The organism is Pseudomonas typographi, assembly GCF_014694385.1.
Taxonomy (GTDB): Bacteria; Pseudomonadota; Gammaproteobacteria; order Pseudomonadales; family Pseudomonadaceae; genus Aquipseudomonas; species Aquipseudomonas typographi.
The window spans coordinates 108,406-133,595 of record NZ_JAAOCA010000011.1 but is presented as its reverse complement, the minus strand read 5'-3'; the positions used below and the strand labels follow the sequence as shown (position 1 = coordinate 133,595).

At 63.6% G+C, this 25,190-nt stretch carries 23 protein-coding genes, 3 tRNA genes and 1 riboswitch; of the genes, 22 read left to right on the top strand and 4 right to left on the bottom strand.

Translation table 11 applies throughout. The features are described 5' to 3' along the window. The first annotated feature begins 60 nt into the window (after positions 1-60). From HAQ05_RS10815 to HAQ05_RS10795, 5 genes are all read left to right on the top strand, one after another. Positions 61-315, top strand: a complete 255-nt coding sequence (locus HAQ05_RS10815; RefSeq protein WP_190420279.1) for a hypothetical protein — start codon at positions 61-63, stop codon at positions 313-315. Then, entirely contained in the window at positions 305-1,525 is a 1,221-nt protein-coding gene (locus HAQ05_RS10810; protein ID WP_190420277.1) for an aspartate aminotransferase family protein, read from the top strand. Before HAQ05_RS10815 ends, HAQ05_RS10810 begins: the two co-directional genes overlap by 11 nt. Positions 1,526-1,591: 66 nt before the next feature. Continuing rightward, positions 1,592-2,614, top strand: a complete 1,023-nt coding sequence (gene aruF, locus HAQ05_RS10805) for an arginine/ornithine succinyltransferase subunit alpha (RefSeq protein WP_190420275.1) — start codon at positions 1,592-1,594, stop codon at positions 2,612-2,614. 31 nt (positions 2,615-2,645) lie between these two features. Next, entirely contained in the window at positions 2,646-3,671 is a 1,026-nt protein-coding gene (astA, locus tag HAQ05_RS10800; RefSeq protein WP_190420273.1) for an arginine N-succinyltransferase, read from the top strand. Positions 3,672-3,828: 157 nt separating this feature from the next. Continuing rightward, positions 3,829-4,125: a topoisomerase II gene (locus tag HAQ05_RS10795; RefSeq protein WP_190420271.1), complete on the top strand. Its 297-nt coding sequence runs from the start codon at positions 3,829-3,831 to the stop codon at positions 4,123-4,125. Between the two features lie 84 nt (positions 4,126-4,209). On the opposite strand, the gene HAQ05_RS10790 is transcribed toward HAQ05_RS10795, so the two are convergent. After that, positions 4,210-4,707, bottom strand: a complete 498-nt coding sequence (locus HAQ05_RS10790) for a 6,7-dimethyl-8-ribityllumazine synthase (RefSeq protein WP_190420269.1) — start codon at positions 4,705-4,707, stop codon at positions 4,210-4,212. Positions 4,708-4,793: 86 nt separating this feature from the next. Next, positions 4,794-4,939, bottom strand: a riboswitch (FMN riboswitch). A gap of 140 nt (positions 4,940-5,079) precedes the next feature. Here HAQ05_RS10790 and ltaE point away from each other — a divergent pair. The 9 genes from ltaE to HAQ05_RS10745 all read left to right on the top strand — a co-directional run bounded on the left by ltaE (position 5,080) and on the right by HAQ05_RS10745 (position 12,333). Then, positions 5,080-6,084: a low-specificity L-threonine aldolase gene (gene ltaE, locus HAQ05_RS10785; RefSeq protein ID WP_190420267.1), complete on the top strand. Its 1,005-nt coding sequence runs from the start codon at positions 5,080-5,082 to the stop codon at positions 6,082-6,084. A 143-nt stretch (positions 6,085-6,227) separates the two neighbouring features. Then, on the top strand, positions 6,228-8,852 hold the full coding sequence (alaS, locus tag HAQ05_RS10780) for an alanine--tRNA ligase (RefSeq protein ID WP_190420265.1): 2,625 nt from the start codon (positions 6,228-6,230) through the stop codon (positions 8,850-8,852). A 98-nt stretch (positions 8,853-8,950) separates the two neighbouring features. Beyond that, positions 8,951-10,186 (top strand): aspartate kinase, encoded by a 1,236-nt coding sequence (locus HAQ05_RS10775; protein ID WP_190420263.1) that lies wholly within the window; start codon positions 8,951-8,953, stop codon positions 10,184-10,186. Between the two features lie 151 nt (positions 10,187-10,337). Beyond that, a complete protein-coding gene (gene csrA, locus HAQ05_RS10770) occupies positions 10,338-10,526 on the top strand; it encodes a carbon storage regulator CsrA (protein WP_190420261.1) in 189 nt (62 codons plus the stop codon). Positions 10,527-10,587: 61 nt separating this feature from the next. Then, positions 10,588-10,678, top strand: a tRNA-Ser gene (locus HAQ05_RS10765). A 104-nt stretch (positions 10,679-10,782) separates the two neighbouring features. Further along, positions 10,783-10,859: transfer RNA gene (locus HAQ05_RS10760), tRNA-Arg, on the top strand. Between the two features lie 75 nt (positions 10,860-10,934). Then, positions 10,935-11,011 (top strand) — tRNA-Arg (locus HAQ05_RS10755). A gap of 329 nt (positions 11,012-11,340) precedes the next feature. Then, positions 11,341-11,604, top strand: a complete 264-nt coding sequence (locus HAQ05_RS10750) for a DUF2790 domain-containing protein (protein ID WP_190420259.1) — start codon at positions 11,341-11,343, stop codon at positions 11,602-11,604. 102 nt (positions 11,605-11,706) lie between these two features. After that, positions 11,707-12,333, top strand: a complete 627-nt coding sequence (locus HAQ05_RS10745; protein WP_190420257.1) for a DUF998 domain-containing protein — start codon at positions 11,707-11,709, stop codon at positions 12,331-12,333. A gap of 72 nt (positions 12,334-12,405) precedes the next feature. Here the strand turns inward: HAQ05_RS10745 and HAQ05_RS10740 are convergent, their stop codons facing one another. Then, positions 12,406-13,329: a LysR family transcriptional regulator gene (locus HAQ05_RS10740; protein ID WP_194719589.1), complete on the bottom strand. Its 924-nt coding sequence runs from the start codon at positions 13,327-13,329 to the stop codon at positions 12,406-12,408. Positions 13,330-13,432: 103 nt separating this feature from the next. Between HAQ05_RS10740 and araD1 the strand changes: the two genes are divergently transcribed. The 3 genes from araD1 to HAQ05_RS10725 all read left to right on the top strand — a co-directional run bounded on the left by araD1 (position 13,433) and on the right by HAQ05_RS10725 (position 17,403). Beyond that, positions 13,433-14,434 (top strand): AraD1 family protein, encoded by a 1,002-nt coding sequence (gene araD1, locus HAQ05_RS10735; protein WP_190420255.1) that lies wholly within the window; start codon positions 13,433-13,435, stop codon positions 14,432-14,434. 66 nt (positions 14,435-14,500) lie between these two features. Then, entirely contained in the window at positions 14,501-15,817 is a 1,317-nt protein-coding gene (locus HAQ05_RS10730) for an MFS transporter (protein WP_190420253.1), read from the top strand. A gap of 29 nt (positions 15,818-15,846) precedes the next feature. Then, positions 15,847-17,403 carry a UxaA family hydrolase gene (locus tag HAQ05_RS10725; protein ID WP_190420251.1) on the top strand — a complete coding sequence of 519 codons (1,557 nt, stop codon included), beginning with the start codon at positions 15,847-15,849 and terminating at the stop codon, positions 17,401-17,403. Between the two features lie 10 nt (positions 17,404-17,413). Here HAQ05_RS10725 and HAQ05_RS10720 read toward each other — a convergent pair whose 3' ends face one another. Both HAQ05_RS10720 and HAQ05_RS10715 read right to left on the bottom strand, forming a co-directional pair. Continuing rightward, positions 17,414-18,130, bottom strand: a complete 717-nt coding sequence (locus tag HAQ05_RS10720) for a response regulator transcription factor (RefSeq protein WP_190420249.1) — start codon at positions 18,128-18,130, stop codon at positions 17,414-17,416. A gap of 2 nt (positions 18,131-18,132) precedes the next feature. Continuing rightward, positions 18,133-19,389 (bottom strand): GAF domain-containing sensor histidine kinase, encoded by a 1,257-nt coding sequence (locus HAQ05_RS10715; RefSeq protein ID WP_338050191.1) that lies wholly within the window; start codon positions 19,387-19,389, stop codon positions 18,133-18,135. Between the two features lie 243 nt (positions 19,390-19,632). On the opposite strand from HAQ05_RS10715, the gene HAQ05_RS10710 reads away from it, so the two are divergent. From HAQ05_RS10710 to HAQ05_RS10690, 5 genes are read left to right on the top strand one after another with little or no spacing between them, the layout of a single operon-like run. Continuing rightward, positions 19,633-20,658 (top strand): ABC transporter substrate-binding protein, encoded by a 1,026-nt coding sequence (locus HAQ05_RS10710; RefSeq protein WP_190420245.1) that lies wholly within the window; start codon positions 19,633-19,635, stop codon positions 20,656-20,658. 15 nt (positions 20,659-20,673) lie between these two features. Continuing rightward, on the top strand, positions 20,674-22,125 hold the full coding sequence (locus tag HAQ05_RS10705; protein WP_190420243.1) for a sugar ABC transporter ATP-binding protein: 1,452 nt from the start codon (positions 20,674-20,676) through the stop codon (positions 22,123-22,125). Next, positions 22,122-23,102 carry an ABC transporter permease gene (locus HAQ05_RS10700; RefSeq protein ID WP_190420241.1) on the top strand — a complete coding sequence of 327 codons (981 nt, stop codon included), beginning with the start codon at positions 22,122-22,124 and terminating at the stop codon, positions 23,100-23,102. The genes HAQ05_RS10705 and HAQ05_RS10700 overlap by 4 nt, the downstream gene beginning before the upstream one ends. Continuing rightward, a complete protein-coding gene (locus HAQ05_RS10695) occupies positions 23,099-24,055 on the top strand; it encodes an ABC transporter permease (protein ID WP_190420239.1) in 957 nt (318 codons plus the stop codon). Before HAQ05_RS10700 ends, HAQ05_RS10695 begins: the two co-directional genes overlap by 4 nt. Continuing rightward, entirely contained in the window at positions 24,052-24,981 is a 930-nt protein-coding gene (locus HAQ05_RS10690) for an SMP-30/gluconolactonase/LRE family protein (protein WP_420825767.1), read from the top strand. Before HAQ05_RS10695 ends, HAQ05_RS10690 begins: the two co-directional genes overlap by 4 nt. Positions 24,982-25,190: the final 209 nt, after the last annotated feature.

The window sequence follows — 25,190 nt, the reverse complement described above, 5'->3', positions numbered from 1 at the left end:
CCAGGGCCCGTTGCGGCACCTTGCCTGGCGGCAGAGCCCACGCGCACAATGGGTGTACGAATGTCTGAGCACCCCTCGCGCCTGGATAAAACCCTAAAGCCGCTGCCCTGGGTGGATTCAAAACCCCATGCACAACGTTTAGACTACGCATTCACGATACTTTATGTCGCTTGGATGAAAACCCGCCCGCTGGCGGATACTGGCTATAACAAGTTGTCGCCTGGCCGCAAGGCCGTCGCCCAGCCAGCCCCTACAATCCCCCAATGCCAGCCGATGGGCTGGCGCTTCGTTTCAGGAGACGCTGATGTCCGTTGAGCACGCTGCGGTGCAACGCACCGATTACGACCAGGTAGTGGTCCCCACTTACGCCCCGGCCGGTTTCATTCCGGTACGCGGCGCGGGGTCGCGCGTCTGGGACCAGGCGGGCCGAGAACTGATCGACTTCTCCGGCGGCATCGCCGTGAACGTACTGGGGCACGCCCACCCGGTGTTGGTCAATGCCTTGACCGAGCAAGCACACACGCTGTGGCACGTTTCCAACATCTTCACCAACGAGCCCACCCTGCGCTTGGCCAAGAAGCTGGTGGCGGCCACCTTCGCCGACCGCGCGTTTTTCTGCAATTCCGGCGCCGAAGCCAACGAAGCGGCCTTCAAGTTGGCGCGGCGGGTAGCGCACGATAAATACGGCCCGCAAAAGTTCGAGATCATCGCCGCGCTCAATAGCTTTCACGGCCGTACCCTGTTCACCGTAAGCGTCGGCGGCCAGCCGAAGTACTCCGATGGCTTTGGGCCGAAGATCGACGGCATCACCCATGTGCCTTACAACGACCTTGACGCGCTGAAGGCGGCAATCTCCGACAACACCTGCGCGGTGGTACTGGAACCGATCCAGGGTGAAGGCGGTGTGCTGCCGGCCGACAAGGCCTACCTCGAAGGCGCCCGCGCCCTGTGCGACCAGCACAATGCACTGCTGGTGTTCGACGAAGTGCAAAGTGGCATGGGCCGCACCGGCCAGTTGTTCGCCTATATGAACTATGGGGTGACCCCCGACATCCTTTCCAGTGCCAAAAGCCTCGGTGGCGGCTTTCCCATCGGCGCCATGCTCACCCGTGAAACGCTGGCCCAGCATTTTAGCGTGGGCGTGCACGGCACCACCTTCGGCGGCAACCCGCTGGCCTGCGCCGTGGCCGAGGCCGTGGTCGATGTGGTCAATACCCCGCAGGTATTACAGGGGGTGCAAGCGCGCTCGGAACACTTCATGAGCCGCTTGCGCGCCATTGGCGAACGCTACGGCGTGTTCAGTCAGGTGCGCGGCATGGGCCTGCTGATCGGCTGTGTCCTGGCCGAGGGTTGGAAAGGCCGGGCCAAGGATTTCTTCACTACCGCGGAAAAACACGACCTGATGATTCTACAGGCAGGCCCCGACGTGGTGCGCTTCGCACCGAGCCTGGTGATCGACACGGCAGACATCGACGAAGGCCTGGATCGCTTCGAACGGGCCGTGGCCGAGCTGACCGGCGCCTGACGTATCGCGCCGGGTGCTTGCGGGCCCCGGCGCCTGGCGGTACCTGAGTATTCTAGGAGTGGCACCATGCTGGTGATGCGCCCTGCGCTAATGGCTGACTTAAGCGAGGTTCAGCGGTTGGCCGCCGACAGCCCGATCGGGGTCACGTCGCTGCCCGACGATGTCGAACGGCTGGGCGACAAGATCGCCGCCTCCGAGGCTTCGTTTGCCGCCGAAGTGAGCTTTAACGGCGAAGAAAGCTATTTTTTCGTGCTCGAAGACACGGCCACCGGCCGCCTGCAAGGGTGCTCGGCGATCGTCGCTTCGGCCGGCTATTCGGCGCCGTTTTACAGCTTTCGTAATGAAACCTTCGTGCATGCATCGCGCGAGTTGAAAATCCACAATAAAATCCACGTGCTTTCGCAATGCCACGACCTGACCGGCAACAGCCTGCTTACCAGTTTTTACGTGGTGCCCGAGCGGGTGCGCAGCCCTTGGGCAGAGCTGAACTCCCGGGCCCGCCTGCTGTTTATGGCCTCCCACCCGGAGCGCTTCGCCGAATCGGTGGTGACCGAAATCGTCGGGTACAGCGACGAAAACGGCGATTCACCGTTCTGGGACGCCATCGGGCGTAATTTCTTCGATGTCAGTTACGCCGAGGCCGAGCGCTTGTGCGGGCTCAAAAGCCGTACCTTCCTGGCCGAACTGATGCCCCATTACCCGATCTACGTGCCCCTGCTGCCAGACGCTGCCCAAGAGGCCATGGGCCAAGTGCACCCGCGCGCGCAGGTCACCTTCGACATCTTGATGCGAGAAGGCTTTGAAACCGACCATTACATCGATGTGTTCGATGGCGGGCCCACGCTGCATGCGCGGGTGTCGAGCATCCGCTCGATCGCCCAAAGCCAGCTGGCGCAGGCCACGCTGCAACAGGGCGCCGCCACGCCTGGCGGGCGACCATACCTGGTGAGCAACACGCTGCTGCAAGATTACCGCGCCACGTTGCTGGAGCTACACTGGGCGCCTGGGCAGCCGCTGTTGCTGGGTGCCGCCGCGGCGCAAGCGTTGAAAATCACCGAGGGCGACGACGTGCGCTTGGTGGCTGTGTGAAGGTTGCCCTGCGCTCGCCTGAGGAGAAAGCATGATCGTTCGCCCCGCCCGCAGCACCGACCTGCCGGCCTTGATCGACCTGGCCCGCGGCACCGGGGCCGGCCTGACCACCTTGCCGGCCAACGAGCAGCGCCTGGCCCAGCGAGTGGAAGCGGCAGAGAAAACCTTTCGCGGCGAAGCCTCGCGCGCAGATGCCGACTACCTGTTCGTGCTGGAAACCGATGCCGGTGAAGTGGTCGGCATCAGCGGTATCGTCGCCGCGGTGGGCCAACGTGAGCCCTGGTACAACTACCGGGTGGGGCTGACGGTCAGCGCCTCGCGGGAATTGGACATCTACCGCGAGATTCCCACGCTGTTTCTGGCCAACGACCTCACCGGCAACTCCGAGCTGTGCTCGCTGTTTTTGCGCGAAGACTTGCGCCGCGGGCTCAATGGCCGCCTGCTGGCCAAGGCGCGCTTGCTGTTCATCGCGCAGTTCCCGGAATTGTTCGGGCGCAAGGTGATGGCCGAATTGCGCGGCATGCCCGACGAAAACGGCCGTTCGCCATTCTGGGAAAGCTTGGGCCGGCATTTTTTCAAGATGGAGTTCAGCCAGGCCGACTACCTGACCGGTGTGGGCAACCGCGCGTTCATCGCCGAACTGATGCCGAAGTTTCCGCTGTACACCTGCTTTCTGTCCGAGGCGGCGCGCAAGGTGATCGGCCGTGTGCACCCGCACACGGAACCTGCAATGGCGATGCTGCAGGCCGAGGGTTTCAGCTACCAGGGCTATGTCGATATCTTCGATGCAGGCCCTGCACTGGAGTGCGAAACCAGCAAGATTCGTGCGGTGCGCGACAGCCAGACGCTGATCCTGGCGGTGGGCACTGCCGGCGATGAGGCCCCGGCTTACCTGATTCATAACCGCCTGCGCGAAGCCTGCCGCATCGTTGTCGCGCCCGCCCGGTTGGCCGCCGGCACCTTGGTGGTAGACCCGGCCACCGCTCAGCGCCTGCGCTTGTACGCTGGCGACCAGGTGCGCGCGGTACCGCTGGCGCCACCGGCCAGCCGAGCATGAGGTGGCAGTGGCCAAGCGAGGGGTTATGATGGCTGCACCCCAGCACCCGCCCCGGCAGCGGCAGGGCTAAACCTTCAAGGCGTTGGTAAGCTGGCCGGGCCGTTGGGCTTCGGCGTGGTTTATCTTTTTGAACTTTGACATCATGGGAACACAACACATGGCCGATGCGCTGCGCTTGATCCTCGAAGATGATGACGGTACCCAACTGGAAACCTCTTGCACCCGCCTGGCGGTGGTGTGGCAGGGCCGCGAGTTGTGGGTTCAGCAAGACGGCAGTGGCCAATTGCTGATCGGGGTGGATGTAGAAGATGGCGACACCGAATACGCCAATTTGGTATTACGGCCGATGGCCACTAATTTGGTCAGCTTGCAGTTGGAAATGGAGCCGGCCGACCCCGCCGATGGCGCGGGCGATGGGCATGTGCATGGGCCAGATTGCGGCCACCATCACTAAAACTGTTATACACAAAGGCTTTCGCCGCCCCGGCGGCGGTGCCGGGCAGCTGGCGCGGCAAGCCGCGCGCCGCCCGGGTAGGCGCTACACCGCCACCTTTTGCTGGCCCTGCAACCGGCGCAAGCCGCGGACCTTGGCCATGGTATCGGCGCAGGTGCGCGCCGCTTCCTGGCCCTTGTGCTCGAAGTGGCGGAAAAAGTAGCCGTGGTGTTCTTGGCCATCGTGAAAGTGGTGCGGGGTCAGCACCACCGAAAACACCGGTACTTGCGTTTCAAGCTGCACCTGCATCAGCGCGCTGACTACGCTTTGCGCCACGAACTCGTGGCGGTAGATGCCCCCATCGACCACCAGCGCGGCACCGACCACGCCGCCGTAGCGGCCGCTTTGTGCAAGCAGTTTGGCGTGCAGGGGAATTTCAAATGCGCCGCCCACTTCGAAGAAGTCGACATCCTGCTCGCTGTAGCCCAATTGAGGGAGTGTTTCGACGAAGCCTTTGCGCGCCTGGTCGACAATGTCTTTGTGCCAGCAGGCCTGGATGAACGCGATGCGCTCGTGCTTGCTGTCGATGGGGGTGGGTTGCATGCTTGGATCTCCTGTTTATTAAGACAAACAGGGCAATCGGATCGAAGGGGATTGAAGGGTACGCGCAGGCGGCCCTTGGGCATGAATCCCGTTCTCTCTTCATCCGGACTGTTACCGTCGGCCCCGGAATCGCACCGGGTCTGCTGGCCTCGCCGAAGCGAGCGCTCGCGGGCTAGGCGCATTGCACGCCATTACCGCCGGTGGGGAATCGCACCCCGCCCTGAGAACGTTGCCGCTGTGCGGCGGCCCAATTATTACCATAGTTTTCATTAACGTGCACGGCGTCTGGTAACCGAGGGTATGGGTTGATTATTCGCGGCATTGGCCGCAGTAATGGCTGGATACATCCACCGGACGCCTATTGGGGGCCTCATGAGCGTTATCGATCTACGCAGCGACACCGTCACCCAGCCGTGTGCAGGCATGCTCGCGGCCATGGCCCGCGCCGAAACCGGCGATGATGTGTACGGCGAAGACCCTACGGTGAACCGCCTGCAGGCGCAGTTGGCTGAGCGCTTGGGTTTCGAGGCCGGGTTGTTTGTGCCCAGCGGCACCATGAGCAACCTGCTCGGTTTGATGGCCCATTGTGATCGGGGCGATGAATACATCGTTGGCCAGCAAGCCCACACCTATAAATATGAAGGCGGCGGCGCCGCGGTGCTCGGCTCGATCCAACCGCAGCCGCTGGAATTCGAAGCAGATGGCAGCCTGGATTTGGCGCGGGTGGCCGCGGCCATCAAGCCTAACGACTTCCACTTCGCCCGCACCCGCCTGCTGGCGCTGGAAAACACCACCCAGGGTAAGGTGTTACCCCAAGCGTACCTGGCACGCGCACGGCAATTCACCCGTGAACACGGCCTGGCGCTGCACCTGGACGGCGCACGGCTGTTCAATGCCTCGGTGCGCTTAGGTGTGGACGCGCGGCAGGTGACCCAGCACTTCGATTCGGTATCGGTGTGTTTGTCCAAGGGGTTGGGTGCGCCGGTGGGCTCGGTACTGCTTGGCGAGCGCGGTTTTATCGGCAAGGCCACGCGCCTGCGCAAAATGCTCGGTGGCGGCATGCGCCAAGCGGGCGTGCTCGCCGCGGCGGGGTTGTATGCCCTTGAGCACCAGGTCGAGCGCCTGGCCCTTGACCACGACAACGCCCAGCGGCTGGCCGGCGGCTTGGCGGAGCTAGGCTACGAAGTCGAGCCGGTGCAGACCAACATGGTCTACGTTCAGTTGGGTGAACATGCCGAGCCATTCAAGGCCCATGCTGCCCAGCGCGGCGTGCGGCTAAGTGCCGCAAGCCGCCTGCGGCTGGTCACCCATCTGGATGTGAGCACCGCGCAGGTCGACCATGTGGTGCAGGTTTTTGCAAGTTTTGCCCGGCACTGACCCGGGCGCGGGGCGAAAACAATCGCACTGCGCGTATAAACCGGCTGTACCGCGGCGGCAGGGCCTATATAATGCGGCCCTTTGCCGTCGATTCGACCGACAATAAGCACTCGCCTCCGGCCGCTGTCCCCGTGGAAGAACCTATGAAAAGCGCAGAAATCCGTGAAGCCTTCCTTCGCTTCTTCGAAGAGCAAGGCCACACCCGTGTCGCCTCCAGCTCGCTGATCCCCAGCAACGACCCGACCCTGCTGTTCACCAACGCGGGGATGAACCAGTTCAAGGACTGCTTCCTGGGCCAGGAAAAACGCGCCTACACCCGCGCGGTAAGCAGCCAGAAGTGCGTGCGCGCTGGCGGCAAGCACAACGACCTGGAAAACGTGGGTTACACCGCCCGCCACCATACGTTCTTCGAAATGCTCGGCAACTTCAGCTTCGGCGACTATTTCAAGCGCGATGCGATCACCTTCGCCTGGGCCTTCCTTACCAGCGAAAAATGGCTGAACCTGCCCAAGGACAAGCTCTGGGTCACCGTGTACGCCAGCGATGACGAAGCCTACGACATCTGGACCCGCGAGGTGGGCGTGCCGGCCGAGCGCATGGTGCGCATCGGTGACAACAAAGGCGCGCCCTATGCGTCGGACAACTTCTGGACCATGGGCGACACCGGCCCCTGCGGCCCGTGCACCGAGATTTTCTATGATCACGGCCCGGATATCTGGGGCGGCCCGCCCGGCTCGCCGGAAGAAGACGGCGACCGCTACATCGAGATCTGGAACAACGTATTCATGCAGTTCAACCGTACCGCCGACGGCGTACTGCACCCGCTGCCGGCACCGTCGGTAGACACCGGCATGGGGCTGGAGCGCATCAGCGCGGTGCTGCAGCACGTGCACTCGAACTACGAGATCGACTTATTCCAGCACCTGCTGGCCGCAGCGGCCCAGGCCATTGGTTGCGAGAATGCCGAGCAGCCCTCGCTCAAGGTGGTGGCCGACCACATCCGCTCCTGCGGCTTTTTGATAGCCGACGGCGTGTTGCCGTCCAACGAAGGCCGCGGCTACGTGCTGCGCCGCATCATCCGCCGCGCCTGCCGCCACGGTAACAAGCTGGGCGCCAAGGGCAGCTTCTTCTATCGCATCGTCGCCGCGCTGGTGGCCGAGATGGGCGCTGCGTTCCCTGAACTCAAGACCCAGCAGGCGCACATAGAGCGCGTACTCAAGGGCGAAGAAGAACAGTTCGCCAAAACCCTGGAGCAGGGTTTGAAGATCCTCGAGCAAGACCTGGCCGAACTCAAGGGTAACGTGGTACCGGGTGAAGTGGTATTCAAGCTGTACGACACCTACGGCTTCCCGATGGACCTGACCGCCGACATCGCCCGCGAGCGCGAACTCACCCTCGACGAAGCCGGCTTCGAGCGCGAAATGAACGCCCAGCGCGAACGCGCCCGTTCGGCAAGCGCCTTTGGCCTGGACTACAACAGCCTGGTCAAGGTGGAGAACGACACCCAGTTTCTCGGCTACCACAGCCACAGCGGCCAAGGCACCATCGTGGCGCTGTACAAGGGCGGCCAGGCCGTGCAGGCGTTGGCCGAAGGCGAGGAGGGCGTGGTGGTGCTGGACCAGACGCCGTTTTATGCCGAATCCGGTGGCCAGGTCGGCGACCGTGGCTACCTGCAGGGCGGTAACAGCCGCTTCCAAGTGAGCGACACCACTAAATCTGGCGGCGCCTTCTTGCACCACGGCGTGGTCGCGCTGGGAGGCCTGAAAACCGGTGAAACCGTGCACGCCGAAGTCGAAGGCGACCTGCAGCAGGCCACCTCGCTGAACCATTCGGCCACCCACCTGCTGCACGCGGCGCTGCGCGAGATCCTCGGCGACCACGTTCAGCAAAAGGGCTCGTTGGTCGACAGCCAGCGCCTACGCTTTGACTTCAGCCATTTCGAGGCGGTCAAGCCGGAGCAGCTCAAAGTGCTTGAAGACATCGTCAACCGAGAGATCCGCCGTAACACGCCGGTACAGATCGAAGAAATGGACATCGAAAGCGCCAAGGGCAAAGGCGCCATGGCGTTATTCGGCGAGAAGTACGGCGACCGGGTGCGCGTGTTGACCATGGGCGAGGGGTTTTCCGTCGAGTTGTGCGGCGGTATTCACGCCAAGCGCACCGGTGATATCGGCGTGTTCAAGATCATCAGCGAAAGCGGTGTCGCTTCCGGCGTGCGGCGCATCGAAGCGGTCACCGGCGCCACCGCGCTGGCCTGGCTCAACGGCGCCGAAGAGCAACTTAAGGAGGCCGCCGGGTTGCTCAAAGGTAGCCGTGACAACCTGGTCGACAAACTTTCGGCACTGCTGGAGCGTAACCGCCAGTTGGAAAAACACCTGGAGCAGTTGCAGGCCAAGGCCGCCAGTGCTGCCGGCGATGACCTCTCGGCCCAGGCCGTGGCGGTCAAGGGCGTGCAGGTGCTGGCCGCGCGCCTGGACGGGGTGGACGGCAAGGGGCTGTTGGCCCTGGTCGACCAACTCAAGAACAAGTTGGGCCAGGGTGTGATCCTGCTGGGCGGTGTGCACGAGGATAAAGTGGTGCTGGTGGCCGGCGTGACCAAGGCGCTGTCGGCCAAGCTCAAGGCCGGCGACCTGATGAAACAGGCCGCCGCTGCCGTAGGCGGCAAGGGCGGTGGCCGCCCGGATATGGCCCAGGGTGGCGGCGTCGACGCCACGGCCTTGGACGGCGCCCTGGCCTTGGCCGTGCCGTTCGTCGAACAAGGGCTGTGAGGGCTCGGTTGCCGGCCCACTGATATCGCAGCGGGCTATGGCTTTAGTGCGTTTGGTAGTTTAATGGGCGCCCTTCAGGGGCTTGAGGCAGCAATGAAATGGCTTTGATCGTACAAAAATTTGGAGGCACTTCGGTCGGCACGGTCGAGCGGATTCAGCAGGTTGCCGAGAAGGTCAAGAAATTCCGCGCCGAAGGCCATGACATCGTTGTGGTGGTGTCGGCCATGAGTGGCGAAACCAACCGCCTGGTGGCGCTGGCCAAGCAGATCAGCGACCAGCCGGTTCCGCGCGAACTGGACGTGATTCTCTCCACCGGTGAGCAAGTGACCATCGGCCTGTTGGCCATGGCACTGATCGAGCGCGGTGTGCCTGCGGTCTCCTACACCGGCAACCAAGTGCGCATCCTCACCGACGGCGCCCACACCAAAGCCCGCATCCTGCAGATCGACGACCAGCGCATCCGCGCCGACCTTACGGCTGGCCGCGTGGTCGTGGTCGCTGGCTTCCAGGGTGTGGATGCGCACGGCAACATCACCACCTTGGGCCGCGGGGGCTCCGACACCACCGGGGTTGCCCTGGCCGCGGCGCTCAAGGCCGACGAGTGCCAGATCTACACCGACGTGGACGGTGTGTACACCACCGACCCGCGGGTGGTTGCACAGGCCCGGCGGCTGGAGAAAATCACCTTCGAAGAGATGCTGGAAATGGCCAGCCTCGGCTCCAAGGTGCTGCAAATACGTGCCGTGGAATTCGCTGGCAAGTACAACGTCCCGCTGCGCGTGTTGCACAGCTTCCAAGAGGGCCCGGGCACCCTGATCACCATCGATGAAGAGGAAACCATGGAACAGCCGATCATTTCCGGCATCGCCTTCAACCGCGACGAAGCCAAGTTGACGATCCGTGGCGTGCCCGACAACCCGGGTGTGGCGTTCAAGATCCTGGGCCCGGTGAGCGGCGCGAACATTGAGGTCGACATGATCGTGCAGAATGTTTCGCACGATAACACCACCGACTTTACCTTCACCGTGCACCGCAACGAGTACCTCAACGCGCAGCAGGTGCTCGAAGCCACCGCACGTGAAATCGGCGCCCGCGAAGTGATTGGCGACACCAAGATCGCCAAGGTGTCGATCGTGGGCGTGGGCATGCGCTCCCACGCCGGCGTTGCCAGCCGCATGTTCGAAGCACTGGCCAAGGAAAGTATCAACATCCAGATGATCTCCACCTCCGAAATCAAAGTGTCGGTGGTAATCGAAGAGAAGTACCTGGAACTGGCCGTGCGCGCGCTGCACACCGCCTTCGAGCTGGACGCGGGCAGCAGCCATAACGAGTGAGCCTGCCCCGGTGGCAAGAGCGCGGCTATAACGCCGCGCTTTTTTGTATTCGGCCGCCGGCCTTTGCCGGCGCCGCTTTGGACGAGGGCGTTGCCCGGGTCCCTTTTTATGCAGATGTGTTGTCCCCAAGGCAGTAGGTAAGGAGAGTTTTATGTTGATTTTGACCCGCCGCTGTGCGGAAAGCCTGGTGATTGGCGACGGTGAAATTATCGTGACCGTGCTTGGCGTGAAGGGTAACCAAGTTCGCCTTGGTGTGAAGGCGCCCAAGGACGTGGCGGTCCACCGTGAGGAAATCCACAAGCGCATCATGGACGAGAAAGAGCAAGAACCAAGCCTTTAATTTTTATCGTTTTTTGGTTTGCAAACGGGGGAGAAGCTGGTTAATATACGCCCCGTGTTGCGGAGAGGTGGCCGAGTGGCCGAAGGCGCTCCCCTGCTAAGGGAGTACATCTCAAAAGGGTGTCGGGGGTTCGAATCCCCCCTTCTCCGCCATTACTTCACGCGTAGTTCGTGAGTTATCCTTGCATAAGTGTTTGAAAACACTGAATAAGGTTGACAAAGCACTAAAACGAACTAGAATGCGCGGCACCTAACATGCACTCGTAGCTCAGCTGGATAGAGTACCCGGCTACGAACCGGGCGGTCAGAGGTTCGAATCCTCTCGAGTGCACCATGTCGGAAGTCAGCTAACCTGCGTTAAGGTGGCTTCGGAGCAACCAGCGGTGGTCTGGTTTAACAAACACCACATGCACTCGTAGCTCAGCTGGATAGAGTACCCGGCTACGAACCGGGCGGTCAGAGGTTCGAATCCTCTCGAGTGCACCACCCTTGAAAAGCCCGTATCGAAAGGTACGGGCTTTTTCTTTTGGGTTCCGCGGCTGTTTCTATGCATCGCTACCTGGGTACTGCGGGTACAGCTCAGGCCCAGTGCAGCCATTCGGCGGGTGCCTACCCTGTGAGTGTTGCTATTTTTGTAACAGTGCATCGCGTTTGTGTCTATTTAATTAGGCAGTGAAAGTTGTATCCTATTCGTGTCATCCTTGAGTACAGGCCGATGATGACAGGTTATTCGTGCCACCCTGTGTGACAACTTCTTACTGCCACCCCATGGCGAATGAAGTCAATCCTTGGATTGCTTTACAGGCCATCGCATCATGAAGAACTTTATCGCATTGCTGCTGGCCGCTTATTGCGGCTTCGCCGGCGCCGCCCAAAACACCCCTGCCGAGGAGGCCGCTGCGGCCCCTGTGCAGCAGTATGCCTACGGCCAGCAACTAGACATCGCCAGGGTGCTGGAAATGTCCGGTATCCCCGACGTTTGCAACGTGGTGCCCGCCCGCATGACCTACCTTGACCATCAAGGCCAAGTTCACGTGCTGGAATACCAAGTGATGGGCACGGGGTGTTCACAAGGCTGACCCTGCGCCGCGAACCAGAGCCCCTCTTACATGAGGGGCTTCGTTTTACAGGGGTAGGGCCCTGCTGTAAGGTGGCGTGCGTTTCTATGCTGGATGATTGCAATGCACATTGATGGTCGAACGCCCGCTTACCTGCTGGGCTTGTTGATTCCCTTTTGGCTTCTTGGCGGTTTGCTGGTCACGGCGAGCTTTTACCCCGGCTACAGCCAAATGGCCCAGGCCATGAGCGTGTTGGGTGCGGTGGGCGCGCCTACCGAGGGCTTGGCGCCGCTGATCAACAATTACCCCTTGGGGCTGATGTTCCTGGTGTTTGCCGGCGCGGTGTATTTCACCCCAGGGCTACCCCGGTTGGCGCGCATAACCGCCGTGCTGATCGCGATACACGGCGTGGCCAGCCTTTTCGCCGGCTACTTTGCCTGCGATGCGCTATGCAAACCCGAGGTGCCCTCACTGTCGCAGCAGGTGCACACGGTTGCCAGTGCGGTGATGCTGCTCAGCCTGCTGCTGGCCAGCGGGTTATGGTGTTACCTGGCGTTTCGCCTGCCGTTTCGTGCGTTCGGGTTCTTTTCTATCATCATGACCTTCGCCACCGCCGCCAGCCTGCCGTGGATGGCCGCCGCGGCGCAGATGGACACCCACTTTGGCTTATACCAGCGTTTCAGCTATGGCACCCAGGTGCTTTGGTTGGCGGGCTTGGCCCTTACCCTGATCAAACGCCCGTTGCGCTGAGGGCGCCGGGCGCTGGCCCCACCCGGGCAAACGCTCGCCGTCGGCTTGCGGAGGGTCGCTGGCGGGCGCCCTTTACCGCGGGTGCAACTCTTCCAGCAGCAGTTGCGCCGGCGCACTCAATTGGGCGCCGCGTCGGGTTAGCGCCGAGTACGGTTCGGTGGCTGAATGCAGGCGCAGCGGCAACTCGCAAAGCAGGCCATGGCGCAAGGCGTATTGGGCGACGTCGCTGGGCATCAAGGCGACCAGGTTGGGGTCTTGCTCGAGCAACAGCAGGGTAGAGAACGTCGAGGCCGTTTCGATCGGGTAACGGGGGAACTCCAGCCCTGCCTCGCGAAACTCACGCTCCAGCAACAGGCGCATGGGCATGTTGGCCGGGTATACCACCCAGGTGGCGTCGCCCAGGGCAGCGAGGTCCAGCGTAGTGCTGGCCGCCAGGGGGTGGGCTGGGTGGGCCACCACCCGCAGGTGCTCCCGGTGCAGCGACAGCTCCGTGTAGTCGTCGGGCCGGCGGCTCACGCTGCTGCGGCAGATGGCGAGGTCCAGCCGGCCTTGGTCCACCAGCGGCAAAAGCCGCGCGCTGGTGTCTTCGATGATTTCTACGGCCAGCGCCGGTTGCCGTGCGCGCAGGCGGGTGAGGGCACGTAGCAGCATCGGCACGCCGCCCATGATACAACCCACCGCCAAGCGGCCGCCCTCGCCCTGGAGAATACCGAGCATTTCTTCGCGCAGGTGGGCAAGGTCGGTGTGTATCAGCCGCGCATAGCGGATCGCGCAGCGGCCCAGGTCATTGGCGGCCAGGCCTTTGGGGGAACGCTCGAACAGCGCCACGCCCAACGTGGCCTCGATGTCGTTCAGAGCCTTGGTCGCCCCGGGCTGGGTGATCGACACCTGTTCAGCGGCCTTATGCAACGAACCGTATTCGTCCAGTGCAATCAGCAGCCGTAATTGGCGAAGGCGCAGGCGTGACGCGATGGTGGTGAGCGAGGGAATCGTCAAGGGTGATGACCAATGGTTATCGGGGCATCAGGAGCTGTCATTAGGCAGGGGCACGCAGGCTTTGTAAAGTCCGGTTACACCAACAATGACAAAGTGATGCGCCATGAGACTGATCCAATTCGACAGCGCGGCCGGCGAGCGCCGGGTGGGCACGGTGGCAGGCCAAACCTTGCAGGTAGTCAACCAGGTAGCCAGCACTCGCGAACTTGCCCTGTTGGCCATCGGCAATGGCTGCAGCCTGGCTGAACAGGTGGCCACCTTGGGTACGAAGCCCGGCCCGGTTTACCTTGACCTACTCGCCGCGGGGCGGGTGTTGCCGCCGCTGGACCACCCGGACCCGGCCCACTGCTGGGTGACGGGCACCGGCCTGACCCACCTGGGCAGTGCCTCGACCCGCGATGCCATGCACCAGGCCAATGCGCCGCGCACAGATGAAGCCACCCTTACCGACACGGCGCGCATGTTCAAATGGGGCGTCGAAGGCGGTAAGCCGGCGGCGGGACAAGTGGGTGTGCAGCCAGAATGGTTCTTCAAAGGTGACGGCGACAGCGTGGTACGCCCCGGTGCCGACCTGCCCATGCCTGAGTTCGCCGAAGACGGCGGCGAAGAACCCGAGCTGGCTGGGCTGTACGTGATCGGCAATGACGGCCAGCCGTATCGGCTGGGCTATGCGTTGGGCAACGAGTTCTCCGACCACGTGATGGAAAAACGCAATTACCTGTACCTGGCCCATTCCAAGTTGCGTGCTTGCAGCTACGGCCCGGAGTTGCGAGTAGGGCCGCTGCCGGCGGACTTGAACGGCCACAGCCGCCTCTACCGTGGCGCTGAAGTGGTCTGGGAAAAGGCGTTTGCCAGCGGCGAAGCCAACATGTGCCACAGCTTCGACAACCTTGAATTCCACCACTTCAAATACGACCTGTTCCTGCGCCCGGGCGATGTTCACGTGCATTTTTTCGGGACCGCCACCTTGTCGTTTGCCGATGGCATCCAGCCGCAGCCGGGCGACCGCTTCGAAGTGGCCATGGGCGAATTCGGTGCACCCCTGGTCAATGGGCTTGCGGTGACTACCCCGCGTTTTGGCCTTGGCAAGGTGCGGGCGCTCTGATTCAACCGCTGTACATCGCGCAGCCTTGGCGGCGCCCATAACAAGCATAAAAAAGAGGACCACAGCATGAAAGCCGTTCAGGCCCAGGCGCCGGTGGCGCAACCGGCGGCCTACGCCGCCACCTTGCAGCCCAGCCGCGTGCGCTGGCGCATTTTTTTCATCCTGCTGGTGTTGGCGGCGATCAACTACATCGATCGCGCGTCGCTGTCGGTGGCCATGCCCCTGATCAGCGCTGAGTTTCACATGACCCCAGCCTTGGAAGGCTTGATGCTCAGCGCTTTCTTTTGGTCATACGCGCTGATGCAGATTCCCGCCGGGTTACTGCTCGACCGCTTCAACGCGCGGGGCATCGTGGGCGCAGCCACCCTCGGCTGGGGCGTGTTCCAAGCCGTTGGTGCTTTGGCCACCGGCTGGTTCAGCTTGCTGTTCACGCGCATCGGCCTGGGCGTGACCGAATCGCCGATCATGCCGGCCGGGGCCAAGCTCAACGGCAACTGGCTGACCGCTAATGAACGCGGCCGTGGCGCCACCTTGGTCGATGGCGGTGCGCCGCTGGGTACCGCGCTGGGCGCGATCATCACCACGGCGTTGATTGCTTGGTTCGGTTCCTGGCGCATCGCCTTCGTGATCGCCGGGGTGGGGACTATCCTTGCCGGCCTGTGCGCCTGGTGGTACATCCGCAACCACCCCAGCGACCACCCTGGGGTGAACGCGGCGGAGCTGGCCCACATTCGCGCCGGCAACCCGGCGGCCACGGCAGCCAATGGGCCGCGACCGCCCCTGGGGCAACTGATCCGCAACCGTTCGGTGTTGGCCATGTTCGCCGGCTACGCATGCTATAACAGCGTGTTCTATGGTTTGATGACCTGGATGCCCAGCTACCTGCACCAAGCCCATGGGCTAGATATCAAGGCCATGGGCGGGGCGACCTTTGTGATTTTCATGTGCGGGTTCATCGGCGAACTGGCCGGCGGTGCCGTGGCCGATAAATGGAAAGCCGCTGGCGGCGCGGCCAACACGGTAATGCGCACGTTGTTCAGTGGCTCGGCGCTGGTCGCGGCGGTTTGCATCCTGGCGGTGGCCTATACGGCCAGCGCCGGCTGGGTGGTGGCGCTGCTGTGCGTGGCGCTGTTTTTCATTCGCTGGTGCGGCATGTACTGGTGTTTGCCGGCCATCCTCGGTGGGCGTTCGCGTTCTGGCGTGCTGGGCGGTGCGATGAACTTCTGGGGCAACATGGCCGGCGTGGTGGTGCCGATCCTGATCGGCTTGATCGTGCAGTTCACCGGCTCGTACTTTTTGGCCCTGATCTTCTTCGTGGTCATGGCCGTGGGCTTGGTGCTGTTCTCCAGCCTGATCGACTACCGCGAGCGCGCCCTGGCCTGAGGCGCGCATACTCATAAGGACCCCCCGTGATGGACCTGATCACTAAAACTGGCGCCGCACACGACATAGCCGCCGCATTCATTCGTTTGAACCCGCTCGATGACGTGCTGGTTGCCCGCCAGCCTTTGCCGGCCGGGCTGTTCATCGAGGCGGAGAACCTCACCGTGGCCCAGCCCATCCCGGCCGGGCACAAGGTAGCCAGCCGCGCCCTGGCCCAGGGCGAACCCCTGCGCCGCTATGGGCAAATTATCGGCTTCGCTTCGCAGCCGATCGCCGCCGGTGAACATGTGCACGTGCACAATGTGGAGATGGGCGATTTTTCCCGCGATTACGCCTTTGGCGTGGACCGTCGCGAAACCCCACGCACCCAGGCCACCTTCCAAGGCATCGTGCGCCCCAGTGGGCGTGTGGCCACCCGGAACTACATCGGCATTCTCACCTCGGTGAACTGCTCGGCCACCGTGGCGCGTGCCATTGCCGATCACTTTCGCCGTGATATCCACCCTGAAGCGCTAGCGCCTTACCCGAACGTGGACGGGGTAGTGGCCCTGACCCATGGCGTGGGCTGCGCCGTCGACCCCAAAGGCGAGGCATTGGCCATGCTGCAGCGCACCCTGGGTGGCTACGCGGTGCACGCCAACTTCCATTCGGTGCTGATGATCGGCCTGGGCTGCGAAACCAACCAGATCGACGACCTGCTCGCCGCCCAGGGGCTACAAACCGGCCACCAGCTGCGCACGTTTACCATCCAGGGTAGCGGCGGTACTACCAAGACCATCGCCAGCGGCATTGCTCAGGTCAAGGCGCTGCTGGCCGAAGCCAACCAAGTAAAGCGCGAAGCGGTCAGCGCTAGCCACTTGGTGGTGGGTTTGCAATGCGGTGGCTCCGACGGCTACTCCGGGATCACCGCCAACCCCGCGCTGGGCAACGCGGTGGACCGGCTGGTCGCCGCTGGTGGCACCGCTATTCTCTCGGAAACCCCGGAAATCTATGGTGCCGAGCACCTGCTGACACGCCGTGCGGTCAGCCGTGAAGTGGGTGAGAAACTGATCGCGCGCATCCACTGGTGGGAACGTTATTGCCAACGCATGAACGCCGAACTCAACAACAACCCCTCGGCCGGTAACAAGGCCGGCGGCCTGACCACCATCCTGGAAAAGTCCCTGGGGGCGGTGGCCAAGGCGGGCTCTACCAACCTGGTCGACGTGTACCAATACGCAGAACCGGTGCGTGCCCACGGCCTGGTGTTCATGGACAGCCCCGGTTACGACCCGGTCTCGGCCACCGGGCAGGTCGCCAGCGGCGCGAACCTGATCGCTTTTACCACGGGCCGTGGCTCAGCGTATGGCTGTGCGCCGTCGCCATCGATCAAGTTGGCCACCAACCAGCGCCTGTTCGAGCACCAGGAAGACGACATGGACGTGAACTGCGGCGGCATCGCCGACGGCAGCACCTCCATCGAAGAGCGCGGTGCACACATCTTCGCGATGATGCTGCGCATTGCCTCGGGCGAACGCAGCAAGAGCGAACAGCACGGCTATGGGCAGAATGAGTTCGTGCCCTGGCAGATCGGCGCGATTACCTGATAGGCCAGGCTCAGCGCCGGGCCTGTAACCAACCCTGCAGCTCCTCCTCCGCTTGTTCCAGCGCGGTGCGGTTGAGCAACTTGCGCAGCAAGGCGATGTTCACCGCCCGTGCCCGCAGGTTGAACGCTGGGCTGGCATCGCCCAATTGGTACACGCCGAGTTTCTCGTAGAGCTGTTGCAGGCGGTTTTGCACACTGCGCAGCGACAGGTTATGGCGCTCGGCGATGGTGCGGTCGGTCAGGCCCAGGGCGATGTCTTGCAGCACGCCGTATTCGGTGTCGGTCAGGCCCAGCAGCCGGTCCTGGGCCTTTTGCTGCACACCGCGAATTTCCCGGTCGATCACGCATTGCTGTTCGATGAACAGGCTGCGCAGGGCCAGGCGCAGGCGTTCCTCGGACGCGGTTTTGAGCACGTAGCCGTAGGCGGCGCCCTGCGGCACGATGCGTGAGATGCCGCGCACGTACGCTTCATCGGCGTAGTTCGACCAAAACAGAATTGATGTGTCGGGGCGTTCGCGCCACATGCTCTTGGCCGCTTCCACACCGGTACGGGCAGGCATTTGCAGGTCCATCACCACTGAACCCACCGCGTGTTCGTGCGCCAGGCGCTCGCCCATGCGGCCGTCTTCGGCTTCGAACAGATGCGAGCATTCCGGTAGCGCCAGCTCGATCACTTCCTTGAGAAACGCGCGATGCACTGGGTCATCTTCGACAATCAGCACGTTCATGGCTAGGGCCCCTCCAGGGCGGTGATGGGTTGGCTTTCGTTGTGCGGCAGGCTCACGCTGACGCGGGTGCCGCGCCCGCCGGGCCCTGCGCCCAGTTCCAGGCGCGCACCCAGTAGCTGGGCGCGGATGCGCATGTTGCCGATGCCACCGGTTTCCCGCTGGCTGGCATCGCCCAGGCCGATGCCGTCGTCGGTCACGCAAAAGGTGAGGTGCTGCTGGCGCTGTTGTATGTCGATGCGGATGGCCCGTGGTGCCGCATGCTTGATGGCGTTGTTCACGGCCTCCTGGATGATCCGCAACAGGGCGATCTGCTGCGCTTCGGCCAGGCGGTTGGCGGCGCCGCCGGTGTGGTCTTTCAGGCGGGTGCGGATGCGCAGGCCGCTACTTTGTACACTGCGTAGCAGCAGGTCTTCCAGGCCCTCTTCCAGGCCGAACAATTGCAGCACCGTAGGCTTGACCGCATCGATGATGCCGCGCAGTTCCTGCATGCTCTGCTGCAAACCGTCGCACACCGGTTGCAAGTCGCTTCCACACAAGGTGCCTTGGCGGCTCAGGCGCGCCAGCCGGCGGTGCAGGCGGGTCAGGTCGGCCAGGGTTTGGTCGTGCAGGTCCATGCCGATGCGCTGGCGTTCGTTCTCCAAGGTGTCGGTCAAGCGCGAGGCACCCAGGCGCAGCCCTTCTTCGCGGGCGCGCAGGCGCTCTTCGGCCACCGCCAGCTTGGTAGCCTGCTCGGTTTGGCGCAGCGCATAGAGGTAGGAGGCCAGCAGGTCGGCGATGTGCTGGGTGTGGCGCACGTCGTCCAGGGTATAGAAGTGCGCCGCGTGCTTGGAGCAACTGAGTGCGCCGAGGATCTCGCCACGCGCCCGCAGCGGCACGTGGAGGCGGCTGCGCAACTGCGCATTGAAGATCGGGTGGTTGAACGCTTCAGGAAACTGAAAGCGCGGGTCGCGCATGGCATCGCCGCTGAGCAGGTACCCCACCTCGCCCAGCAGCACCGCGCGGATTGGGCTTTGCGCGGTGGGCATCAGGCCCTCGGAAAAGTCCCCCCATGAGGTGTGTAGGCCGGTTTCGAACGCGTGCAGGTGCTGGCCATCGAGCAACAACAGGCTCACGTCGAGGTGATCGTGGGGCAGGATGAAGTGCACCTCGCGGGAGATGGCTTCGATCATCGACTGAAAGTCCAGTTGCCCGGCCAGGGCCCTGGAGATGCCAAGGAAGTGATGCAGCACATCCTCGGCCTGGATGCTGGGGCGGTGCACGATACGGGCTGCCTTTATTGTTGGTATGAGCATAGCGCGTTGCCTGGTTTGATTGTGCGGCCATCGCAGTGGATGCGCTTGCGGGTTCCCGCAGAGTGTTTGCGCGATCTGGCCGCAAGTGTGCGCCATTGGCCCAAGACGTGTGCCGGCGCCGGTAGCACACTCGGCCTTGAACGATACGCGCGCGCGATGCGCCGCTGTGCCATCGCCACCGCCAGACACAACAATAAAAAGGGTCTGCTCATGAAAGCTCATTCGTTTCGCCGCGTGTTGCTGTGCACTGCCTTGTCCCTGGCCCCCTGGCTGGCCCAGGCCGCCACAGCGGACAAAACCATCGCCCTGTCGAACAACTATGCCGGCAACGCCTGGCGGCAGAACATGCTCGCCAGTTGGGATGCCACCGGCAAGCAGGCAGTCAAGGATGGTGTCGTGGCCCAGGTCGATGCCTTCACCACTGCCGAGAATCAGGCCACCGAACAGGCGGCGCAAATCCAGAACCTGATCCTGCAAGGCTACAATGCCATCGTGGTCGACGCCGCCTCGCCCACGGCCCTCAATGGCGCGATCAAGCAGGCCTGCGACGCCGGGATCGTGGTGGTGTCGTTCGACGGCACGGTCAGCGAACCATGCGCCTACCGCATTTCGATGAACTTCAAGCAGAGCGGGGTGGCGCAGATGGATTACCTTGCCCAGCGCTTTCCCCAAGGCGCCAACGTGCTGGAAGTGCGTGGCTTGGCCGGGGTGTCGGTGGATGAACTGATTCACTCCGGCATTGTGGCCGGCGCGCAGAAATACCCGCAGTTGAAGATCGTCGGCACGGTAAACGGTAACTGGTCACAAACCGCCGCGCAGAAGGCGGTGGCCGGTGTGCTGCCGAGCCTGCCCAAGGTGGATGCGGTGGTGACCCAGGGCGATGATGGTTATGGCACCGCCCAGGCCTTCAGCGCCGCCGGCCGGCCGACGCCGGTGGTGATCTTCGGTAACCGCGAAGAAGAACTGTCGTGGTGGAAGCAACAGCGCGATGCCCACGGCTACCAAAGCTTTTCGATTTCCAGCGCGCCGAGCATTTCGAGCCTGGCGTTCTGGGTGGCCCAGCAAGTGCTCGACGGCAAACAGTTTCCCCACGACCTGGAGTCGCCCGCCGCCACCGTGACCCAAGAGACCCTCGATGCGAGCCTGCAAGGCCTGCCCAAGGGTGGCATCGTCAGCCAACCGGTGAGCGTCGACGACCTGGCCCGGCTCAAGCCCGCCGCTACCGCCGCCAACTGATCGGGAGGCTTGCCCATGGCTGCTGCCACATGCACATTGCTTGAGTTCCAGGGCACCGGTAAAACCTTTGGCGCCGTGCGGGCGTTAGAGGGGGTGAGCTTGGCTTTCCATGCCGGCGAGTGCTTGGGCCTGATCGGCCACAATGGCGCCGGTAAATCCACCTTGATGCAGGTGCTGGCCGGCACCCTGGCCCCCGATCAGGGCGCAATGCTGGTCGGCGGCCAAGACTTGCGCCACCGCTACAATGTGCGCCTGGCCCGCGAACACGGCATACGCTGCGTGTTCCAGGAGCTGTCGCTGTGCCCGAACCTGAGCGTGGCGGAGAATACCCGGCTGATGTGCGCCGGGCTGGCCGGCTGGGGCTGGCGCGCACGGGCGCGGCGGGCGATCGCTGAGCAACTGCAAGCGATCTTTCCCGGCCACGGCATCCACCCCGACGACATCGTTGCAGACTTGCCCATCGGCCAGCGGCAGATGGTGGAAATCGCCCGGGCCTTCGTGTGTGAGGGCGAACCCCTGCAACTGGTGATCCTCGATGAGCCAACGTCCTCGCTCGATGCCGGGGTGGCGGCGCAGTTGTTGCGTTTCGTGCGGCGCTTCGTCGAGGGCGGCGGCAGTATCGTGCTGATCAGCCATATCCTCGGCGAAATGCTCTCGACCTGTGACCGTATCGCGGTGATGCGTGATGGCAAGGTGGTACAGGTGCGCCCCGCGGCAGACTTTACCCACACCTCGTTGGTCGAATGCATGGGCCATGCGGCCAAGGCGGCCGAGGAGCACCGCACCTTTGTTTCGCGCCGCCATGGCACGCCAGTGGTAGACACCTGCCCGGCGCGCCAGGGCGATGGCCAGTGCGTGCGCGCCTACCCTGGCGAGATTGTCGGTTTAGCGGGGCTGGCCGGGCATGGCCAAAGCCAGTTGTTGTTGCAGGTCCTGCGCCAGCGGGTACGTGGGCGGCAGGGGGTGGCCCTGGTGGCCGGCGACCGGCAAAGCGACGGGGTGTTCCCGCTGTGGTCGATCGCCCAGAACATCAGCGTGGCGTCCCTGGCGCAGTTGCGCCGCGGTGGCTTGATCGACCCCGGCGCCGAGCGGGCGTTGGCCAACGAATGGCAAGCGCGCATGGGCATCCGCACCCCGAGCATGGACCAGCCGATCGTCGCGTTGTCTGGCGGTAACCAGCAAAAGGCGCTATTCGCCCGCGCGCTGGCCACGCCGCACCCGCTGATTTTGATGGACGACCCGATGCGCGGGGTAGACGTGGGCACCAAGCGCGACGTGTACGCCACCCTCGCTGCCGAGGCGGCCAAGGGCCGTACCTTTTTGTGGTACACCACCGAGCTCGAAGAGCTGCAGTACTGCGACCACGTGTATGTGTTCCGCGACGGCCAGGCGGTGCTCGACGTGCCGCGCAGTGAACTGACCGAAGCGCTGATCTTGCGTGGGTCTTTCCAGGAGCACAGCGCATGAACGCCAGCAACCCGCTTCCTCTGGCCGCCACCCAGCGGCCGGCGCCGCGCGAGCGAGCGCGGCTGCTGCGCAGTGCACTGCCGGGCGTTTCGCTGGCGGTGCTGCTGGTGGCGATTTTCATCATGCAGCCGCGGGCGATGAGCTACCTGGGGCTTAACCTGATGCTCAACCTGGCGGTGCCCATTGCGCTGGCGACCATGGCGCAGATGTTGATCATCACCGTTAACGACCTGGACCTGTCGTTGGGCAGCTTTATCAGTTTCGTCGCCTGCGTGGCGGCCACCGTGCTGGGCCCGCACCCCTGGCTGGGCAGCCTGGCGCTGCTGGGCTGCATTGCTGTGTACGCGGCGCTGGGCGCGTTGGTCCATGGGCGTAACTTGCCGGCGATCGTGGTCACCCTGGGCATGTCGTTCATCTGGATGGGCGCTGCCATTTTGCTGTTACCCTCGCCTGGCGGGGCGGCGCCGGCCTGGTTGCAAGGCCTGGTGCGGATCAAAACGCCTTTGCTGCCGCTGGCGATTTTCGTGTGCATGGGCATTGCGCTGTTGATGCATGCCTTTCTGGCCCGGTCGACCCTGGGGGTGATCCTGCGCGGCGCTGGCGGCAACCCACAAGCCATTGGCCGGCGCGGATGGTCGCTGCTGCGCATCAAGGCCGGCCTGTACGGCTTGGCCGGCACCTTTGGGGTGCTCTCAGGGTTGTTCCTGGTGGGGCTTACCACGTCGGCCGACGCCAATATCGCCCTGCGCTACACCCTGCTCTCGATTGCCGGGGTGATTCTCGGCGGTGGCGAGTTCGTCGGCGGCCGGGTGTCGGCCGTAGGGGCCGTGCTTGGCGCCCTGACCTTGGTGTTGGCCGGTTCGCTGCTGTCGTTCTTGCACATTTCCCCGGATTGGCAGATCGGCGCCCAGGGCGCGATCCTGATTCTGGTGCTGGCCCTGCGCGCCGGGGTCAACCGCCTGGAGGCCCGGCCATGAGTACGCTACGTGTGTCGTTCAGCGCAAAACCTTGGCTATGGTCGTTCATTGCCGCCGTGCTGATTTGGCTGGCAACCATCGCCTTTACCGGCGGGCAGGGCGCTGGCGGGCTGCTGTCCAGTGCCCTGGGCTTCTCGGCGTTCTTCGTGATCGTCGGCCTGGGGCAACTGTTCGTGATCACCACCGGGCCGGGCAACATCGATTTGTCTATCCCGGCCAACATCGCCCTGTGTGGTGCGCTGGGCATGAAGCTGATGGCCGGCGACGCGGGGTTGATCGCCCCGGCGCTGCTGGCGGTACTCGTGGCCGGCGTGGCCATCGGCTGCTTCAATTACGGGTTGATCCGCCTGCTGCGCATTCCACCGATCATCGCCACCCTGTCGGCGAGCTTCATCCTCCAGTCGCTGGCCATCGCCTACGGGCGCAGCGTGCGCATCCAGCCACCGCCGCTGTTTTACGAATTCTGCACCGGCCGCCTACTGGGCGTGCCCTACCTGGCGTTGGCGGTGTCGCTGCTGACCGCCGCCATGGCCGTGGTGCTGGCGCGCACCCGCTACGGCCGCTGGGTGCTCGCCATCGGCCAGAACGCCCGCGCCGCCGAGCTTGCCGGCGGCCGGGTAGGGCGCATTCGCTTTGCCACCTATGTGCTCAGTGCTGTGTTCGCCGCGTTGTGTGGGGTGCTGCTGGCGGGGTTTTCCGGCGGCGCCTCGCTGGCCATGGGCGAGGAATACCTGTTGGCCTCCATCGCCGTGGTAGTGATCGGTGGCACCTCGGTGGCCGGGGGCTTTTCTAACGTGCCGGGGTTGTGGGGGGCGGCGCTGTTCCTCTACTTGCTGGTGAGCATGCTGAATACCTTCGGCGCCAGCGCCGGCATCCGCTTGATTTGCACCGGGGTGATCATCATTGCCGTGATCATCGCCGTGAGTGCGCGCCAACAAGGGGGCCGCCGATGAATGCCGTGTTGTCCATGAGCGAGCCACGCTATGAATACTGCGACCCGCGCTTTTATGAACTGACTTTGCCCAATACCCAGCTGGAACGCCTGTACGACCGCTGCCGCTGGGCCGAGGGCCCCGTGTGGTTCAACGACGGCGGCTATTTGCTGTTCAGCGACATCCCCAACCAGCGCATCTTGCGCTGGACCCCGGAACAAGGCGTGTCGCTATACCGGGCAAACTCCAACTTCGCCAACGGCAACACCCGTGACCGCCAAGGCCGGCTGGTGACCTGCGAACACGGCACCCGCCGCGTCACCCGTACCGAGCCGGACGGCAGCCTCACGGTGATTGCCGACCAGTATCAAGGCCACCGCCTGAACTCGCCCAATGACGTCGTGGTGCACACCGATGGCTCGATCTGGTTCACCGACCCTACCTACGGGATCATGAGCGACTATGAAGGCAACCGCGGGGCCCCTGAGCAACCCGGCCGCTATGTATACCGGGTAGACGGCGCCAGTGGCGAAATCACCTGCGTGGCGGATGACTTCGTGCAACCCAATGGCCTGGCGTTCTCCGCCTGCGGCCAATGGCTGTACGTGGCCGACTCGGCGCGCTCCCACGCCCCCCACGCGCCCCACCATATCCGCAAGCTGCGTGTGCTCGAAGGCGGGCGCTTGGGCGAGTCGCGGGTGTTTGCCGAAATCGAGCCGGGCATCCCCGATGGGTTGCGGGTGGATGTAAACGGCAACGTATGGACCAGCGCCGGGGATGGGATTCAATGCTTTGCCGCCGATGGCACGCTGCTGGGGAAGGTGCTGCTGCCAGAGAAGGTGGCGAATTTGACCTTTGGCGGGCCGCGCAGGAACCAGTTGTTCATGACGGCCAATACGTCGGTGTATCTGATTCATGTGGCGGTGGCGGGCGTGCAGTGGCCGTGAGGGTGGGGGTATGCCAGCGCCGGCCCGGCAGCCAACGGCACCGCCGAAGGGGCGCTGGCAACGCGTGAAACACCACCCACGTTGCAACGCCTACGGGCCACGCTTTGTGCGAAGGGCGCAGGCACCGCGCTGGCCCTATGGATATTTCGACCCATTGCATGGGTGCCCCGCGCAGGCCTGTGTACCCCCCCGCGCCAGCGCATCAGTGT